General features: G+C 67.6%; 15 protein-coding genes. 12 read left to right on the forward strand and 3 right to left on the reverse strand.

Annotated features, from left to right (window positions below; all coding sequences use genetic code 11):
• Positions 1 to 18 precede the first annotated feature (18 nt).
• Positions 19 to 945 (forward strand): LysR family transcriptional regulator, encoded by a 927-nt coding sequence (locus SNE35_RS14385; protein WP_320423599.1) that lies wholly within the window; start codon positions 19 to 21, stop codon positions 943 to 945.
• Positions 946 to 965: 20 nt separating this feature from the next.
• Here the strand turns inward: SNE35_RS14385 and SNE35_RS14390 are convergent, their stop codons facing one another.
• Both SNE35_RS14390 and SNE35_RS14395 read right to left on the reverse strand, forming a co-directional pair.
• Entirely contained in the window at positions 966 to 1,121 is a 156-nt protein-coding gene (locus SNE35_RS14390) for a hypothetical protein (protein WP_320423600.1), read from the reverse strand.
• A gap of 161 nt (positions 1,122 to 1,282) precedes the next feature.
• Positions 1,283 to 2,188: a LysR family transcriptional regulator gene (locus SNE35_RS14395; RefSeq protein ID WP_320423601.1), complete on the reverse strand. Its 906-nt coding sequence runs from the start codon at positions 2,186 to 2,188 to the stop codon at positions 1,283 to 1,285.
• A gap of 106 nt (positions 2,189 to 2,294) precedes the next feature.
• Between SNE35_RS14395 and gcl the strand changes: the two genes are divergently transcribed.
• From gcl to glxR, 3 genes are read left to right on the forward strand one after another with little or no spacing between them, the layout of a single operon-like run.
• Positions 2,295 to 4,091 carry a glyoxylate carboligase gene (gene gcl, locus SNE35_RS14400; protein WP_320423602.1) on the forward strand — a complete coding sequence of 599 codons (1,797 nt, stop codon included), beginning with the start codon at positions 2,295 to 2,297 and terminating at the stop codon, positions 4,089 to 4,091.
• A gap of 20 nt (positions 4,092 to 4,111) precedes the next feature.
• Positions 4,112 to 4,891: a hydroxypyruvate isomerase gene (gene hyi / locus SNE35_RS14405; protein WP_320423603.1), complete on the forward strand. Its 780-nt coding sequence runs from the start codon at positions 4,112 to 4,114 to the stop codon at positions 4,889 to 4,891.
• A gap of 27 nt (positions 4,892 to 4,918) precedes the next feature.
• Positions 4,919 to 5,833, forward strand: coding sequence for a 2-hydroxy-3-oxopropionate reductase (gene glxR / locus SNE35_RS14410; protein WP_320423604.1), 915 nt, complete (start codon positions 4,919 to 4,921; stop codon positions 5,831 to 5,833).
• Here glxR and SNE35_RS14415 read toward each other — a convergent pair.
• Positions 5,830 to 6,897 (reverse strand): LacI family DNA-binding transcriptional regulator, encoded by a 1,068-nt coding sequence (locus tag SNE35_RS14415; protein WP_320423605.1) that lies wholly within the window; start codon positions 6,895 to 6,897, stop codon positions 5,830 to 5,832. The genes glxR and SNE35_RS14415 overlap by 4 nt on opposite strands.
• Positions 6,898 to 6,983: 86 nt before the next feature.
• Between SNE35_RS14415 and araD the strand changes: the two genes are divergently transcribed.
• The 8 genes from araD (at position 6,984) to SNE35_RS14455 (ending at position 16,193) form a co-directional block, all read left to right on the forward strand.
• Positions 6,984 to 8,720 (forward strand): L-arabinonate dehydratase, encoded by a 1,737-nt coding sequence (gene araD, locus SNE35_RS14420; RefSeq protein WP_320423606.1) that lies wholly within the window; start codon positions 6,984 to 6,986, stop codon positions 8,718 to 8,720.
• A gap of 13 nt (positions 8,721 to 8,733) precedes the next feature.
• Positions 8,734 to 9,528, forward strand: a complete 795-nt coding sequence (locus SNE35_RS14425; RefSeq protein ID WP_320423607.1) for an HpcH/HpaI aldolase family protein — start codon at positions 8,734 to 8,736, stop codon at positions 9,526 to 9,528.
• A gap of 1 nt (position 9,529) precedes the next feature.
• Positions 9,530 to 10,597: an ABC transporter ATP-binding protein gene (locus tag SNE35_RS14430; RefSeq protein WP_320423608.1), complete on the forward strand. Its 1,068-nt coding sequence runs from the start codon at positions 9,530 to 9,532 to the stop codon at positions 10,595 to 10,597.
• Positions 10,598 to 10,628: 31 nt separating this feature from the next.
• The gene (locus SNE35_RS14435) at positions 10,629 to 11,888 is read left to right on the forward strand and encodes an ABC transporter substrate-binding protein (RefSeq protein WP_320423609.1); all 1,260 of its coding nucleotides are present in this window, start codon (positions 10,629 to 10,631) and stop codon (positions 11,886 to 11,888) included.
• Positions 11,889 to 12,056: 168 nt separating this feature from the next.
• A complete protein-coding gene (locus tag SNE35_RS14440; protein WP_320423610.1) occupies positions 12,057 to 12,938 on the forward strand; it encodes a carbohydrate ABC transporter permease in 882 nt (293 codons plus the stop codon).
• A gap of 1 nt (position 12,939) precedes the next feature.
• Entirely contained in the window at positions 12,940 to 13,770 is an 831-nt protein-coding gene (locus tag SNE35_RS14445; protein WP_320423611.1) for a carbohydrate ABC transporter permease, read from the forward strand.
• 128 nt (positions 13,771 to 13,898) lie between these two features.
• Positions 13,899 to 15,032, forward strand: coding sequence for a porin (locus SNE35_RS14450; protein WP_320423612.1), 1,134 nt, complete (start codon positions 13,899 to 13,901; stop codon positions 15,030 to 15,032).
• A 39-nt stretch (positions 15,033 to 15,071) separates the two neighbouring features.
• Positions 15,072 to 16,193 carry a Gfo/Idh/MocA family protein gene (locus tag SNE35_RS14455; protein WP_320423613.1) on the forward strand — a complete coding sequence of 374 codons (1,122 nt, stop codon included), beginning with the start codon at positions 15,072 to 15,074 and terminating at the stop codon, positions 16,191 to 16,193.
• Positions 16,194 to 16,200 lie beyond the last annotated feature (7 nt).

The raw sequence follows: 16,200 nt of genomic DNA on the forward strand, positions 1-16,200 counted from the left end.
CCGGCCAGAATCGGCCGGGTGAAACACGCCACCCTGCGCCAGCTCAAAGTCTTCGAGGCAGTCGCCCGGCTGCTGAGCTATTCGCGCGCCGCCGAGGAGTTGTGCCTCACGCAGCCGGCCGTCTCCACGCAGGTGCGCAAGCTGGAAGAGCACGCGGGCAATGCGCTGTTCGAGCAGTTCGGCAAGAAGATCTACCTCACCGCGGCCGGCACCGAACTGCTGCAGATCAGCCGCACGATCATCCAGCAGTTCGAGAACGCCGAGCATGCGATGACGCAGTACCGCGGCGTCAGCGGCGGGCGGCTCAATGTCGGCGTGATCAGCGCCGGCGACTATTTCTTCCCGCGGCTGCTGGTGGAGTTCGCCGGCCGGCATCGCGGCGTGGCGCTGAACTTCACGGTGCACAACCGCGAGGGCCTGCTGACCCACATCGCCGACAACCTCACCGACCTGGCGGTGATGGTGCGCCCGCCGGTGGGCATGGATACCGAATCCGTGCCCTTCGCGCCCCACCCCTACGTGATCGTCGCCGCCGCCGGCCATCCGCTGGCCAACCGGCGCACGGCGCTGACGATCGACGCCTTGAAACGCGAACGCTTCGTCGCCCGCGAAAAGGGCTCCGACACCTGGAACTCGATGGCAGACGCCTTCGGCCCGCACATGGCCGAGCTGCCGATCGCGATGGAGATCCGCAGCACCGAGACGATCAAGCAGGCGGTGATCGCCGGCATGGGCCTGGCCTTCCTGTCGGTCCACACGATCAGCCAGGAACTGGCGGCGGGCAGCCTCAAGGTGCTGAAGGTTCAGGGGTTTCCGATGGTGCGCAACTGGTTTGTGGTGCACCGCAAAAACAAACGCCTGGCACCAGTGGCCCAGGCGTTCAAGGATTTTCTGCTGACGGACGGTGCGACCTTGATCGATCGATTCGTCCCCTACCGGTTCTGAGCCGGGCGGGAATATTCAATTCAGCGGAACGAAGCGCTCGGCAGGTTGCCTTGCGGCAGCGACGCGCGGCGGCCGTTACCGGCGAACAGGCCACGCACGGCCTTGAAGAGGATGACGATCGGCATGTTGGCGATCAGGGACTTGGCGGCCGGGGTATTCAGAGTGCTGATGATCATGATGTTTTCCAGACGTTTAAGTTAATGAATCTGCGAGAGAAGGATTGAAACGAAGTTTAGGGTTAACCCCCGATTTATGACAAGCGAATATTGTGCGGCGCAGCAATTGATTTCGAGTTTCTTGACCCAGGTCAAGTTTTCAGCCCGAAACTGAGTGGGCTTCATATTTCGCGCCCCCACCAGCCCTCCTCGAACTGGCCTTGCAGCCAGCTCATCAGCCGCGTGACCTTGGCCGGCACGAGGCGCGGCGACGGGAACACCACATGGATCGCCTGCGAGGGCAAGGACCAGTCGGCCAGCAGCGGCAGCACCGTGCCGTCCTTGACCGAGGCGTGGGCCACGTACCAGGGCAGCGCCGCCACGCCCAGGCCCGCGCGCGCCGCCGCCAGCAGCGCCGACAGATTGTTCGAACGCAGCGGCCCCTGAACCGGCACCTGCACCGTCTCGCCCCGGCCGGCGAAGCGCCAGCGCTCATCGCCCTGAACGGTGCTATAGATCAGCGCGGCGTGGCCGGCCAGCTCGCTCGGGTGCGCCGGCGTGCCATGCGCACCGAGGTAGGTGGGCGACGCGACCAGCACCCAGGGGTTCACGCCGAGGTAGGACGCGCCCAGCGAGGAATCGGCCAACTGCCCCATCCGGATGGCCAGGTCCACGCCCTGCTCCACCAGGTTCACGTAGCGGTCGTCGAAGCCCAGGTCGATCTGCAGCGCCGGGTGCTCGCGCATGAACTCGATCATCAGCGGCACCATCACGCGCCGGCCGAAGGCCACCGAGGTGCTGATCCGCAAGGTGCCGCGCGTCTGCGACTGCTGCAGCGTGGCGATGTTGTCCGCCTCCTCCATCTCGCGCACGATCAGCAGGCACTTCTCGTAGTACAGCGCGCCGATCTCGGTCGGCGTCACGCCGCGCGTGCTGCGATGGAACAAGCGCGCGCCCAGGCGCTTCTCCAGCGCGGCGACGTGCTTGGTCGCCGTCGGCTGCGTGATGCCGAGGTCGACCGAGGCCTTGCTGAACGAGCCGGTTTCGACGACGCGGATGAAGAGTTGCATTCCGAGCATGCGGTCCATGGAGCCCTCCTGGCATTCCACGGTGGAATATCTGTTATCGGCGGCCTTCGATTCACACTGCGCGACGCAAAAGACACCATCGCGTCATCAACAAAAGGAGATGACCATGGCATTGATGAGAGCCGTCGACGCAGCGGTGCTGGTGATGGAGAAGGAAGGCGTGACGCAGGCCTTCGGCATCCCCGGCGCGGCGATCAACCCGCTGTACTCGGCGCTGCGCAAGCGCGGCGGCATCGCCCACGTGCTGGCCCGCCACGTCGAGGCCGCCTCGCACATGGCCGAGGGCTACACCCGCGCCAAGGCCGGCAACATCGGCGTGTGCATCGGCACCTCGGGCCCGGCCGGCACCGACATGATCACCGGCCTCTACTCCGCCCAGGCCGACAGCATCCCCATCCTCTGCATCACCGGCCAGGCACCGCGCGCCCGGCTGTACAAGGAAGACTTCCAGGCGGTCGACATCGAATCGATCTCCAAGCCGGTAACCAAGTGGAGCGTCACGGTCCGCGAACCGGCCCAGGTGCCGCGCAGCTTCCAGCAGGCCTTCCACCTGATGCGCTCGGGCCGCCCGGGCCCGGTGCTGATCGACCTGCCCTTCGACGTGCAGATGGCCGAGATCGAGTTCGACATCGACACCTACGAGCCGCTGCCCGTCTACAAGCCCGCGGCGACGAAGAAGCAAATCGACCGCGCGCTGGACATGCTGCTGGCCGCCGAGAAGCCGCTGATCGTCGCCGGCGGCGGCATCATCAATGCGGACGCCAGCGAGCTGCTGGTCGAATTCGCCGAACTGACCGGCGTGCCGGTGATCCCCACGCTGATGGGCTGGGGCACCATCCCCGACGACCACCCGCTGATGGCCGGCATGTGCGGCCTGCAGACCAGCCACCGCTACGGCAACGCCACGATGCTGGCCAGCGACTTCGTGCTGGGTATCGGCAACCGCTGGGCCAACCGCCACACCGGCTCCACCGAGGTCTATTGCAAGGGCCGCAAGTTCGTCCACGTGGACATCGAGCCCACGCAGATCGGCCGCGTGTTCTCGCCCGACCTCGGCATCGTCTCCGACGCCAAGGCAGCGCTGCAGCTCTTCGTCGAGGCGGCGCGCGAGCGCAAGGCCGCCGGCACGCTGCGCGACTACGCCGACTGGCAGTTCCGCTGCGCCGAGCGCAAGCGCCTGATGGGCCGCAAGACGCACTACGAAGAGAAGCCGATGAAGCCCTTCCGCGTGTACGAGGAGATGAACAAGGTCTTCGGCCGCGATACCACCTACGTCACCACGATCGGCCTCAGCCAGATCGCCGGCGCGCAGTTCCTGCACGTCTACGGCCCGCGCCAGTGGATCAACTGCGGCCAGGCCGGTCCGCTGGGCTGGACGATTCCCGCTGCGCTGGGCGTGGTGGCCGCCGACCCGTCGCGCAAGGTGGTGGGCCTCTCGGGCGACTACGACTTCCAGTTCCTGATCGAGGAGCTGGCCGTTGGCGCCCAGTTCCGCCTGCCCTATGTGCATGTGCTGGTGAACAACGCCTACCTCGGGCTGATCCGCCAGGCGCAGCGCGGCTTCGAGATGGACTACTGCGTGCAACTGGGCTTCGAGAACCAGAACCTGCCGCCGGATGCCAACGGCCTGCAAGGCTACGGCGTCGACCACATCGCCGTCGTCGAAGGCCTGGGCTGCAAGGCGCTGCGCGTGACCGACCCCGAGAAGATCGAGCGCGCACTGCTCGACGCGCAGGAACTGGCCCAGAAGTACCGCGTGCCGGTCGTCGTCGAATGCATCCTGGAGCGGGTGACCAACATCTCGATGGGCACCGAGATCGACAAGATCAACGAGTTCGAAGCGATCGACTGCAAGCACCCACAAGGCACGCAGGGCCTGGAACTGGCCGGCCTGCTGGACTGAACCGCATCAAGGAGACAACCATGCCCCGCTTCGCCGCCAACCTCACGATGCTGTTCAACGAGGTGCCCTTCCTCGATCGCTTCGAGCGCGCCGCCAAGGCCGGCTTCAAGGCCGTCGAGTTCCTGTTCCCCTACGACTTCCCGGCCGAGGAGATCAAGGCCCGCCTCGATGCCAACGGCCAGGAACTGGTGCTGCACAACCTGCCCGCCGGCGACTGGGCCGGCGGCGAGCGCGGCATCGCCTGCCTGCCCGGCCGCGAGAAGGAGTTCCGCGACGGCATCGGCCGCGCGATCGAGTACGCCAGTGCTTTGGGCGTGCCGCAGCTGAACTGCCTGGCTGGCAAGGCACCGGCCGGCGTCTCCAGCGCTGAGCTGAAGCACACGCTGGTCGAGAACCTGCGCTGCGCCGCCAAGGGCCTGCAGGTCCACGGCCTCAAGCTGCTGATCGAGCCGATCAACACCTACGATATCCCCGGCTTCTTCGTGAGCCGCACCGACCAGGCGCTGGCCATCCTCGACGAGGTCGGCGCCGACAACGCCTTCGTCCAGTACGACATCTACCACGCACAGCGGACGGAAGGCGAGCTGGCGGTCACGATGCAGAAGCACCTTGCCCGCATCGGCCACATCCAGTTGGCCGACAACCCCGGCCGCAACGAGCCCGGCAGCGGCGAGATCAACTACGAGTTCCTGTTCAAGCACATCGATCGCATCGGCTACACCGGTTGGATCGGTTGCGAATACAAGCCCGCTGCGCAGACGGAGCTCGGGCTCGGGTGGCGTCAACGTTTGGCCAGCTAACTCTCAAATTCCACGGAGCATTCATCCATGACCACCACCACTCCCCTCAAGATCGGCTTCATCGGCCTGGGCATCATGGGCGCGCCAATGGCGGGCCACCTGATCAAGGCCGGCCATCAGCTCTTCGTCAACACGCTGGGCAAGCTGCCGCCGGCCCTGGCCGACAGCTCCGCCACCGTCTGCACCACGCAGCGCGGCGTGGCCGAGCGGGCCGACATCGTCATCATCATGGTGCCGGACACGCCGGACGTCGAAGCGGTGCTGTTCAGCGAACAGGGCGTCGCCTCAGGCCTCACCCAGGGCAAGCTGGTGATCGACATGAGCTCGATCTCGCCGATCGCCACGCAGGCCTTCGCCAAGCGCATCGCCGCCATCGGCTGCGACTACCTCGACGCGCCAGTCTCCGGCGGCGAGGTCGGCGCGAAGAACGCCACGCTGTCCATCATGGTCGGCGGCCCTGAGGCGGCCTTCGAGCGCGCCAAGCCGCTGTTCGAGCTGATGGGCAAGAACATCACCCACGTCGGCGCCAACGGCGACGGCCAGACCGCCAAGGTCGCGAACCAGGTGATCGTCGCACTGACGATCGAGGCCGTGGGCGAGGCGCTGCTGCTCGCCGCCAAAGCCGGTGCCGATCCGGCCCGCGTGCGCCAGGCGCTGATGGGCGGCTTCGCCTCGTCGAAGATCCTCGAGGTCCATGGCGAGCGCATGATCAAGCGCACCTTCGACCCGGGCTTCCGCATCGCGCTGCACCAGAAGGACCTGAACCTCGCGCTGGACACCGCCAAGACGCTGGGCGTCTCGCTGCCGAACACCTCCACCGCGCAGCAGCTGTTCAACGCCTGCGCCGCGCACGGCGGCTCGACCTGGGACCACTCCGCGATGGTGCGTGCGCTGGAGACGATGGCGAATTTCGAGATCGGCCAGAAGCCGAACGCAGCCTAAGCCGGCACCGTGCTGGCCCGGACGATCAGCTCGCAAGGCATCGTCCGGCTCACCGGCTCGTCGCCAGTCGCCATCGCGGCCAGCACGGCTTCCGCCGCGGCCTGGCCGATGCCGGCGCGTGGCGGGCGCATCGTCGTCAGCGCCGGCAGCAACTGGCGGCCGATCGGGAAATCGCCGAAGCCCAGCAGCGCGAGCTGCCCCGGCACCGAGATACCCAGCGACTGCGCCTGCATCAGCGCACCACAGGCCAGGTGATCGTTGGCGAAGGCCGCCGCGGTGACCGGCCGCTTCGCATCGCTGCCCAGCGCCATCAATACAGCACGTCCGGCATCGAAGGCATCGCCGGTCCCGGCCGTCAGCGCATGCACCTTCGCGCCGCGCGCCTCGCACTCGGCGGCAAAGCCCTCGCCCCGCTCGTGGGCGCGATAGTCCTCGGCCACGCCGCTGTCCACATAGGCCAGCGCGCGGTGGCCCTGGTCCAGCAGATGCCTCGCCATCGTGCGGCCGATCGCCTTGTGGTCGAAGCCGATGCGGGCGAAGCCATCCTCGCTGTCCTCGTCCTCCGGGTGGTCCCAGATCTCGATCACCGCAGTGCCACCGTCCTGCGCGTCGCGCAGCATCCGCAGCGCCGCCGGCGTGTGCTGGCGGCCGGTGACGATCAGCGCGCCCGGCGCCCAGCCGAGCAACGCGCGCAGCTGCGACTCCTCGTGCTCCAGCGAATAGCCGGTCGCCATCAGCAGCAGCTCGCGGCCGCTGTCGCGCAGGCCTTCGGTGAGGCCCTGGATCGTCTCCGCGAAGATCGAGTGGCCCACGTTCGGGATCAGCGCCGCCACGATTCTTGAGGCCCCGCTGGCGAGCTGGCCCGCCTGGTGGTTCGGCACATAACCCGTCTGCTGGATGGCGGCCTGGATGCGGGCCGCCGTCTCCGGCGCCACCTTGCCCGGCTCGCGGATGAAGCGCGAGACGGTGATGCGGGTCACACCCGCCGCGTCGGCCACCTCATGCAAGGTCGGACGGCCGTGGCCACGCCGCTGGCGTTTCGCTGGATCCTCGGTCGCTTTCATGGGTCTAGGGTTTCCACCAATGTTTACCGCTAACATGATGCCTTAATGTTACCGGTAACACGACAGGAGACAAGAAGGCATTTGCCATGACCCGTTCGCTTGACGCACTTCGCAGCCGCCGCTGGTTCGCCGCCAGCGACATGCGCGGCTTCGCGCACCGCCAGCGCATCCAGCAGATGGGGCTGCGTCGCGAGGATGTGCTGGACAAGCCCATCGTCGCGATCATCAACACCTGGAGCGATCTCTCGCCCTGCCACGCCCACCTGCGCGAGCGCGCCGAGAGCGTCAAGCGCGGCGTGCTGATGGCCGGCGGCATGCCCTTCGAGCTGCCCGCGATGAGCCTCGGCGAGGTGATGGTGAAGCCCACCACCATGCTCTACCGCAACTTCCTCGCGATGGAAGTCGAGGAGCTGCTGCGCTCGCTGCCGATCGACGGCGTGGTGCTGCTGGCCGGCTGCGACAAGACCACGCCGGCCACCGTGATGGGCGCCGTCAGCGCCGGCCTGCCGACGATCTTCTGCCCTGCCGGCGGCATGCTCAGCGACCGCCACCTCAAGCGCGGCGAGCCCGCCCGCTCGATCGGCGCCGGCACACACACGCGCATGTTCTGGGACGAGTACCAGGCCGGCCAGATCCCCGAGCCCGAGTGGATCAAGCTCGAAGCGAAGATGACCCGCTCGCCCGGCACCTGCAACGTGATGGGCACCGCCAGCACGATGACCTCGATGGTCGAGGCACTGGGCCTCGCCCTGCCTGGCGCCACCGCCATCCCCGCGATGGACGCCGGCCACGTGCGCATGGCGACGAACTGCGGCGAGCGCATCGTCTCGATGATCTGGGACGACCTGACGCCGGCCAAGCTGCTGACCCGCGGCGCCTTCCTCAACGCCGCCGCCGTGCAGATGGCGCTGGGCGGCTCCACCAACGCCGCCGTCCACATCATCGCGATGGCACGCCGCGCCGGCGTGGACCTGAGCCTGGCCGACCTCGACGCGATGGGCCGCCAGGTGCCGGTGCTGGCCAACCTGTTCCCCAGCGGCGACCGGCTGATGGAAGACTTCCACTACGCCGGCGGCCTGCCCGCGCTGATGAACCGCATCCGCCCGCACCTGTCGCTCGGCGAGATGACCGTCACCGGCAGGACGATCGGCGAGAACATCGAAGGCCGCGAGAGTCTCGACGACGAGGTGATCCGCCCGCTCGAGCGCCCGGTCAGCGCGGCCGGCGCTCTGGCCGTGCTGCGCGGCAACCTCGCTCCCGAGGGCGCGGTGATGAAGTCCAGCGCCGCCAGCCCCAAGTACTTCCGCCACACCGGCCGCGCACTGGTGTTCGACTCGCCGGCCGAGATGAACAAGGTCTGCGCCGACCCCGAGCTGGACGTGGACGAGAACACCGTGCTGGTGCTGCGCAACGCCGGCCCGGTCGGCGCGCCGGGCATGCCCGAGTGGGGCGGCCTGCCGATCCCCAAGAAGCTGCTGGACCGCGGCGTGCGCGACATGGTGCGCCTGTCCGACGCCCGCATGAGCGGCACCCACTACGGCAGCTGCATCCTGCACATCAGCCCGGAGGCGGCTGTCGGCGGCCCGCTGGCCCTGGTCCGGACCGGCGATCTGATCGCGCTGGACGTCGAGGCGCGTACGCTCGAACTGAAGGTTAGCAACGACGAACTGGCCCGCCGCCGCGCCGACTGGACGCCGCCGCCGCGGCCGGTCACGCGCGGCTTCACGCGGCTCTACCAAGACCATGTGCTGCAGGCCCACGAGGGCTGCGATTTCGATTTCCTGCAAGGCGACGACAGTTCGCCGGAACCTGCGATCTTCTAAGGAGACAACAGCGATGAATGCCTTCCGGCAAATGATGTCGGCCGCGGCCGGCAAGCCGCCCGCCGGCACCTGGATCATGTCCGCCAGCCCGCTGGTCGCCGAGGCCATCGGCTGCGCCGGCTACGACTGGGGCGTGGTCGACATGGAGCACACGCCGATCGACCTGATGACCCTGGTGCACATGCTGCAGGCCGTCGCCGGCACCCCGATGCTGCCCATCGTGCGCGTGCCCTGGAACGACAGCGTCAGCCTCAAGCGCGTGATGGACGCCGGCGCGACGACGCTCTTGGTGCCCTTCGTGCAGAACGCCGAAGAGGCCCGCGCCGCCGCATCTGCCTGCCGCTATCCGCCGCAGGGCGTGCGCGGCATGGCCGGCATGAGCCGCGCCTCGCGCTTCGGCACCACGCCGAACTTCCTCGGCACCGCCAACGAGACGATCAGCGTGATCGTGCAGCTGGAGACGGAAGAGTCGATCGCCAACGTGGACGAGATCGCCGCCGTGGAAGGCATCGACGCGCTGTTCGTCGGCCCGGGTGATCTCTCCGGCACGATGGGCCACATCGGCCAGCTGACGCACCCGGCCGTGCTGGAGCGCACCCGCCACGCGGTGGCGCGCGCCAAGGCCGCGGGCAAGCCGATCGGCACCGTCGGCGGCACGCCGGAGGTCTGCGCGCTGTACCGCGAGATGGGCTTCGACTTCGTCGCCATCGCCTCCGACCTGGGCCTGCTGATGCGCAGCGCGCAAGCTGCCCTCGCCGCATTGCGCAACGAGAATGTCGCCCCCGTGAAACCGCAAGGAGCGTACTGAGATGGCCGCCGTCGAACTGAAGAACGTGGCCAAGAGCTACGACGGGAAGATCCCCATCATCCACGGCATCGACCTGGAGATCAAAGACGGCGAGTTCGTCGTCTTCGTCGGCCCCTCGGGCTGCGGCAAGAGCACCTTGCTGCGGATGATCGCGGGCCTGGAGACGATCAGCAGCGGCGAACTGCGCATCGGCGGCGACAAGGTCAACGACAAGCCGCCACGCGCCCGCGACATCGCCATGGTCTTCCAGGACTACGCGCTCTACCCGCACAAGAGCCTGTACGACAACATGGCCTTCGGCCTGCGCCTGCGCAAGACGCCCGAGGACGAGATCAAGAAGCGCGTGATGGACGCGGCCAGGCTGCTGCGCATCGACCACATGCTGGAGCGCAAGCCGGCGGCCCTGTCCGGCGGCCAGCGCCAGCGCGTGGCCATCGGCCGCGCGATCGTGCGCCAGCCCAAGGTGTTCCTGTTCGACGAGCCGCTGTCCAACCTCGACGCACAGCTGCGCCAGGAGATGCGCAGCGAGATCAAGCGCCTGCACGAGCGCCTGGGCGCCACGATGATCTATGTGACCCACGACCAGGTGGAAGCGATGACCCTGGCGGACCGCATCGCCGTGCTCAGCGCCGGACACAAGATGCAGTACGACACGCCGGACGCGATCTACAACCGCCCCGCTGCGCTGTTCGTCGCCGGCTTCACCGGCGCGCCGCCGATGAACCTGGTGGACGCCACCGTCAGCGGCGGCCAGGCCGACGTGGGCGCCGGCATCCGCGTGGCGCTGCCGCCGGCGCTGGCCGGCAAGAGCGGCCCGGGCAAGCTGGGCGTGCGGCCCGAGAACCTGCGCCTGGCCCCCGAGGCCGGCGACATCACGGTGCCGGCCCAGGTCTCGCTACTGGAGCCGCTGGGCTCCGAGACGCTGGTGAGCCTGAAGCTCGGCGCCAGCGAGGTGATCGCACGGCTGGCCGCCAGCTTCCGCGAGCCCCCGGGCACCACGGTGAACCTGCACCTGAACCCGGCCCATCTGCACCTGTTCGATCCGCAAAGCGGCGTGGCCCTGGCCTGAAGACACAACAACTAACTGACGGAGACATCCCATGCAAAAACGCACCCTGCTCGCCGCCACGCTGCTGCTGGCCCTCGGCACCGCCGCGCCGGCCTTTGCGCAGACCAAGCTGCGCGTGTTCGCCGGCGGCTCGGGCCAGCGCCCCGACCTGATGCGCAAGCTGTTCGACCAGTACCAGCAGAAGAATCCGGGCGTCGCCGTCGAGATGGAAACCGGCGGCGCCACCTCGGAGCTGCAGCGCCAGTACCTCAGCACGGTGCTCAACGCCAAGGACCCGGCGATCGACGTCTACATGATCGACATCGTCAACCCGGCCCAGTACTACGGCGCCGGTTGGCTGGAGCCGCTGGACGCCTACCTGGGCGCACCGGCCGCCGCGCTGAAGCCCTACCTGCCCTTCTACGCCAGCGCCGACGTCGTCGACGGCAAGCTGGCCGCGATGCCCGCCTTCGCGGACGCCCTGTTCATGTACTACCGCAAGGACCTGCTGGAGAAGTACAAGATCGCAGAACCGAAGACCTGGGACGAGCTGAGCGCCGCCGCCAAGAAGATCCAGGCCGGCGAAGGCAATGCCAACCTGCAGGGCCTGTCGATCCAGGGCGCGCCGATCGAAGGCGCCGTCTGCACGTTCCTGCTGCCGTATTGGAGTCAGGGCAAGGACTTCAACGACGCTGCCGGCAAGCTGACGCTGGACAAGGCCGCCGCCGCCAAGGGCCTGAGCAACTGGCTCGGCATGGTCGACGCCGGCGTCATCAAGAAGAACGTGGCCGAGGTGAAGACGCCCGACACGGTCAACGAATTCAAGGCCGGTCAGGTCGTGTTCGCCGTCAACTGGGGCTTCGCCTGGGACCGCTTCCAGGACGACAAGGACAGCAAGGTGCAGGGCAAGATCGGCGTGATGCCGCTGCCGGCGATGGCCGGCGGCAAGAGCGCCACCTGTGTCGGCGGCTGGCAGTGGGCCGTCAGCGCCTTCTCGAAGTCGAAGGCCGAGAGCGCCAAGCTGGTGAAGTTCCTCGCCAGCCCGGAGGCGAGCAAGTTCCTCGCGGTCGAAGGCTCGCTGCTGCCGACCTACGCCGGCGTCTACAACGACGCGGACGTGGTCAAGGCCGTGCCCTGGTTCAAGGATGCCGGCACCGTCGTCATCTCCGGCCGCAGCCGCCCGATGTCGCGCGACTACGGCCAGGTCAGCGATGCGATCCGCACCACCACCAGCGCCGTGCTCGCCCGCACGAAGAAGCCGGAAGAAGGCGTCGCGGAAATCGAAAGCCGCCTGCGCCGGATCATGCGCTAAACCATGGAGCCCCTCGCCCAGTCTCGCCCCGCTGAACGCGGGCGCGCCCGGTCGGTCCCCCGAGGGGACGAGGCCGCTCGCGGCATCGAGCCGCAAACGGCCTCAAGTGGGCCGGCTTGGGGCGGCCCGGCGCTCGGCCCAAACGCCCCGGTCTCAGGACACATCACCATGCTCGAAAAACTCAAGGACCCGGGCGAGAAGACGCTGGCCTTCCTGCTGCTGGCGCCGGCCTTCCTGCTGCTGGCGCTGATCGTGGTCTACCCGATCGGCCGGCTGATCTGGAACAGCTTCTTCGACCTTCGCCTCTCCGGCGGCGCGGCCAAGTTCGTCGGCATCGAGAACTACACCATCGCCCTCCAGGACCCCGACTTCTGGAACGCGGCCTGGAACACGCTGCTGATCACCGTCATCACCGTGCCCGGCGCGCTGGTCGTGGGCCTGGGCCTGGCGATGCTGGCCAACCTGCCCTTCCGCCGCCGCTGGCCGGTGCGCCTGGCGCTGCTGCTGCCCTGGGCGCTGCCGCTGGCCTTCGTCGGCCTGATCTTCGCGTGGTTCTTCCACACCGAGTTCGGCGTGGTCAACGACGTGCTGCGGCGCCTCGGCGCCAGCGAGCCGACGATGTGGCTGCTGTCTCCGAAGCTGGCCTTCGCCGCGATCTGCCTGGCCATCATCTGGAAGACCTCGTCCTTCATGGCGCTGATCCTGCTGGCCGGCCTGCAGATGATTCCGAAGTCGCTGTACGAAGCGGCCGAGGTGGACGGCGCCAGCAAGTGGAACCAGTTCTGGCACATCACCGTGCCGATGCTGATGCCCTCGATCATCGTGGCCCTGATCTTCCGCACCATCACCGCGCTGCAGACCTTCGACATCCCGCAGACGATGACCCACGGCGGCCCTGGCAACTCCACGCAGACGCTGGCGATGCTGATCCATGCCACGACGATCGACTACCTCGACGTCGGCTACGGCTCCACGCTGGCCGTGCTGATGTTCCTCATCTCGATGGTCGTCACCGGCTTCTACCTGAAGCGCATCGGCAGGAGCGCATGACATGAACACTTTCTTCGGATCGAAATGGCTCCGCTTCATCGCCGCCACGATGGTGGTGGTGAACGGATTCTTCCCCGCCGTGTGGATCCTGCTCACCTCGCTGAAAACCGAGGGTGAGCTGGTCAGCAAGCCCATCACCTACTGGCCGCACAACCCGGTGCTGGAGAACTACGTCCGCGCGTTCACCGACCAGCCGCTCCTGAAGTACCTCGGCAACAGCTTCGCGGTGGCGCTGATGTCCACGGCGCTGTCGCTGCTGGTGGCCTCCGGTGCCGCCTATGCGATCGCGCGGCTGAACCTGAAGCGCCGGCAGCTGATCCTGACCTGCATCGTCGCGTCCAGCATGTTCCCGCTGGTGACATTGCTGGTGCCGATCTTCGAGACCATGCGCCAGCTCGACCTGCTGAACACCTACACCGCGCTGGTGCTGCCCTACACGGTGCTGAACCTGCCGGTCTGCACCCTCGTGCTGGTGAGCTTCTTCCAGAGCATCCCGAAGGACCTGGAGAACGCCGCGATGATCGATGGCTGCACGCGCCTGGGCGCGCTGTTCAAGATCGTCGTGCCGCTGGCCGCGCCGGGCGTGTTCACCGCCGGCATCCTCGGCTTCGTCAACGCCTGGGACGAGTTCCTGCTGGCGCTGTCGCTGAACTCCAGCGCCTCGATGCGCACGCTGCCGGTCGGCATCTCGCTGTACCAGGGCGAGTTCACCTTCCCCTGGCCGACGATCTCGGCCGCGCTGATCGTCGCAATCGTGCCGGTGGCCGTGCTGATCGCCGTGTTCCAGGAACGCGTGGTCGGCGGCCTCACCCAGGGAGGCCTCAAAGGCTGACCGGCCGCCCCCGCTGACACCCCAAGCCCCGCCGCTCCGCCCGTCGAAAAACGGGCGGCTTGGGCAGCGCTTTGCCCGAAGTTTTCTCACCACCACCAACCTCGATAAGAAAGACGGAGACAGACAACATGAAGAAGACCGCACCGACCCTCGCCGCGCTGGCGCTGCTGACCGGCACCGCCGCATTCGCGCAGACGAGCAGCGTCACGATCGCCGGCCGCGTGGACATGGGGCCGCAGTACGTGGACACCGGCGTCAACAAGACGACCCGCGTGGACAGCGGCACCTACACCGCCTCGCGCCTGATCCTGCGCGGCAACGAGGATCTCGGTGACGGCCTGTCCGCCCAGTTCTACCTGGAGCACCGCTTCAATGCCGACACCGGCGCGGCGCAGAGCGCGGCCAAGTTCTGGAACGCCGGCTCCTACGTGGGCCTGTCCAGCAAGGACTGGGGCACGATCACGCTGGGCCGCCAGTACACGCCGATCTTCTGGTCCTTCCTGTTCGCCGACGACACCGGCCCGATGAAGCTGCACGGCTACAGCGCGCTGCAGTCCGTTCAGCGCAGCAACTTCGCGCGCATCCGCGCCAGTGCCTCGCCGATCAAGTCGGCCGGCTCGCTGGACACGATCTCCGGCGGCGTCTATTCGCTGGGCATCACCTCCGCCTTCGAGGACAACCAGATCGTCTACAAGACGCCCACCTTCGGCGGCGGCTTCACCGCGATGATCTCGGCCGAGGCACCCGAAGGCTACGCGGCCGGCAGCGGCAAGCTGTTCAGCGGCAATGTCGAGTACCGCAACGGCCCGCTGTACGCCTCCGTCGCCGCCACCACCAAGCAAGGCGCGGTGCCGGCCGGCGGCGGCCTGAAGCAGAGGGTCAGCGAACAGCTCGCCAGCGCGATGTACGAAGTGGTCCCCGGCTTCAAGCTCTGGGGCAACATCCACCCCTGGCAGATGAAGTCGGTGGCCAGCACCGAGCTGAAGGGCAACGACTGGATGCTCGGCGCCTCCTACTGGTTCCCGCAGAGCGAGCTGTGGATCAACTTCGCGAGCAAAAAGCTGAAGAACTGCACGGACTGCGATTCGTCCGGCTGGGGCATCGGCTACCACTACTTCCTGTCCAAGCGCACCGAGCTGTACGCGTCGATCGCCCAGGTCAGCAACGACGCCAATTCGGCGAACACGCTGAACGGCTTCGCGCCGGACAATTTCGGCCTCAAGGTCCGCGCCACCTCGGTGGGCATCGCGACCACCTTCTGAGGCCGCACACCTGCCCACCCACCACCTGACACGAGCATCATGAACACCACGATCACCCGCTACGGCATCATCGGCTGCGGCAGCATGGGCCGCGAGCACATCGAGAACATCAAGGCGCTGCCCGGCGCGCTGGTGACGGCGGTCGCCGACACCCACCAGCCGAGCATCGACGCGGCGCTGGCGCTGCTGCCGTTCTCGCCGCCCAAGGCTTTCGCGGACCACCGCGAACTGCTGGCCAGCGGCTTGTGCGACGCGGTCGTGATCGCCACGCCGAACTTCACGCACATCCAGATGATGCGCGACGCGCTTGCGACCGACCTGCATATCCTGGTCGAGAAGCCGCTGGTGACGAAGATCGAGGACGGCGTGGAGATGATGCGCCTGGCCGAGGGCCGCAAGGGCCTCGTGTGGGTGGCGCAGGAGTACCGCTACATGCCGCCGGTGGCGGAGATGATCCGCATGGCGCACCAGGGCGCCGTCGGCACGATGCACCAGGTCGCCATCCGCGAGCACCGCGAGCCCTTCTATCCGAAGGTGGGCGACTGGAACCGCTTCAGCGCCAACACCGGCGGCACCTTGGTCGAGAAGTGCTGCCACTACTTCAACCTGATGGACCTGATCCTGCAGGAGAAGCCCAAGCGCGTGTTCGCCAGCGGCGGCCAGCGCGTCAACCATCTCGACGAGAGCTACGGCGGCAAGCGCCCCGACATCCTCGACAGCGCCTTCGTGATCGTCGAGTACCCCAGCGGCGCCCGGGCCAGCCTGGACCTGTGCATGTTCGCCGAGAACTCGGTGGACAACGAGCAGATCGTCATCGTCGGCGACGAGGGCAAGCTCGAGTCGCTGCTGCCCTCCCTCACGCTGCGCTACGGCCGGCGCGAGGACTGGGGTCGCCGCGAGGTGTGGGGCCAGCCCTCGGGCAGCGGCAAGGGCGTGTCGGTGCGCCGCGTCTGGGACACCAACATCAAGTACGCCGGCCAGCACTTCGGCGCCTCCTACATCGAACACCAGCACTTCCTCGACGCGGTGCGCAACGGCAAGCCTGCGCAGATCACGCTGGAAGAAGGCCTGCGCAGCGTGGCCACCGGCCTGGCCGCGCACCGCAGCATCGAGCTGGGCCGTGCGGTCGAGCTGAGCGAAGTGCTGCCTTCCGGTTGGTAAACAAGTC

The organism is Roseateles agri, from assembly GCF_034043675.1.
In the GTDB taxonomy this organism is placed as follows: domain Bacteria; phylum Pseudomonadota; class Gammaproteobacteria; order Burkholderiales; family Burkholderiaceae_C; genus KK5.